A 1,720-nucleotide genomic window follows, 5' to 3' on the forward strand; every position below is an offset into this window, starting at 1 on the left:
GTGTTGCCCCGTGGCGCCGAATCCGCAGGCATTTCGCGGCAGGGCCTCCAGGGCCCCGCTCGAGCGCGCCAGCGCTCCAATAACCCAGCTCAGATGCGGCGCAGACCGTTCAGAAACGGGCAGCCGGCCAGCACCCGCACCGCGCGGCTCAGCGATTCGATGTCGTCGGCCGGGGTGGGGAAGGGCAGCCGGACATCGTGGTCGCCGTCGTTGCTCTCGACCCGGAGTGTGAGCCCGTAGCGGTCGATGGCCAGCGGATGCACCAGCCCGCCCCGCAGCCGAGTCGGCAGGTGGCGGGCCAGCTGGGCGACCACGTCGGCGTGATCCTCGGACATGTGTTGCAGCCAGGCGCTTTCCAGCTCGCAGAACGGGTCGGCCGTGGCGGCGCGCAGGTCGGCGTGGTCGACGGATTCGGCGCCTGCGGTGTCGGCCAGTACCGCCGAGTTCACCACGATCCGCAGCAGCGTGACGCCGTGCCCGACATCGAGCAGGCCCGGATGCGGGTACTCCTTGGCGATTTCGACGGCGAGCGCGCGCTGCGCCTGCTCCGGTACCTGGCGCACCCAACCGCGCAACCACACCAGCGCCCGCACCGGCTCGCGCAGCGGCAGCGGCGCGTGATCGGTGAGTTCGAGGACCGCAGAGGTCTCGTTGGCCGTGGCGGCCAGCGCGGCCGCGAGTGAGGACCCGGGCACCGCGATCACCGCGTCGCCGCAACGGCGCAGGTGATGCAGCGTGGTGGGGACCGGGTCGATACCGGGGAGCGCGAGCACCGCAGTCTCGGCATGAGCGCACGCACTTCGCACCCGCTCGGCGGTGGTCGGCGCGAGGATCGTGGTGGGGCTCGACATGACAACCTCCGCGAACGTTTGATTAGGTAAACCTAAGCTAAGTTACAAACGTCCGACGCGCAAGAGGACACCCCGATGAATCGAGCCGATACGGTGGACGGATGACGCACGACGACCACGGCGACGACCATTCCGCCCCCGCCGAACCCGTCCTGCTGAACCTGTCGGCACCCGCCCGCCGCAGCCTCGTGGCCGACCTGGTCCGCCCCGACGGCAGTTCCCCCGCCCCCGTGGACGTCGACATCCCCGACCCCGACCTCACCGCCTTCCTGGCCGGCATCGCCCACGCCGACCACGGCTTCGTCGCCCGCACCACCAGCGGCCCCCGCGCCCTGGCCGTCGTCGCGGGCACCGTGGCCGCCCTCTGCGGCGAAGACATCCCCACCGCCCTCACCACCCCCGACCTCCCCTTCCTGAAATCACTGAAACCCGCCGCCATCGAGGCCACCCGCACCGTCCTCCTGGCCATCGAAACCCCAGACGAACAGGCCATCACCGAGGCCTTGCGCGTCCTGAACTGACCCACCCCACACAGGGCACCCCGTTGCGACTGTCCCCGCCCGCCACCTGGTAGCCCGTTGCGACTTGCCCCGCCTGCCACCGCTCGGGTCGGGTAGCGCGTTGCGACTTGCCCCGCCCGCGACCGCTCGGGTCGGGTAGCGCGTTGCGACTGGCCCTGCCTGCCACCGCTCGGGCCGGGTAGCCCGTTGCGACTGGCCCCGCCCGCGACCGCCCGGGCCGGGTAGCCCGTGGATGTCTCTACCCAAAGGGGCCCGCCCCGATCTGGACTGACCGAAGGGTGCGACGAAGGAGTACCCGTAGGGAGGGAAGATCGGGGCCTCCAGGGCCCCGCTCGAGCGCGCCAGCGC

The 1,720-nt window shown here is 71.5% G+C and carries 2 protein-coding genes; one reads left to right on the forward strand and one right to left on the reverse strand.

Translation table 11 applies throughout. The features are described 5' to 3' along the window. Positions 1-89: 89 nt before the first annotated feature. A complete protein-coding gene (locus tag ACFWF3_RS34835) occupies positions 90-851 on the reverse strand; it encodes a DUF2470 domain-containing protein (RefSeq protein WP_266294944.1) in 762 nt (253 codons plus the stop codon). Between the two features lie 101 nt (positions 852-952). On the opposite strand from ACFWF3_RS34835, the gene ACFWF3_RS34840 reads away from it, so the two are divergent. After that, positions 953-1,372: a hypothetical protein gene (locus tag ACFWF3_RS34840; RefSeq protein WP_379318335.1), complete on the forward strand. Its 420-nt coding sequence runs from the start codon at positions 953-955 to the stop codon at positions 1,370-1,372. Positions 1,373-1,720 lie beyond the last annotated feature (348 nt).

This window comes from Nocardia sp. NPDC060220, assembly GCF_042727815.1.
Classification (GTDB): Bacteria; Actinomycetota; Actinomycetes; order Mycobacteriales; family Mycobacteriaceae; genus Nocardia.

Excerpts from the sequence above, each read along its gene's own strand:
- ACFWF3_RS34835 (WP_266294944.1), bottom strand. The coding sequence starts at position 851 with ATGTCGAGCCCCACCACGATCCTCGCGCCGACCACCGCCGAGCGGGTG.
- ACFWF3_RS34840 (WP_379318335.1), top strand. The coding sequence starts at position 953 with ATGACGCACGACGACCACGGCGACGACCATTCCGCCCCCGCCGAACCC.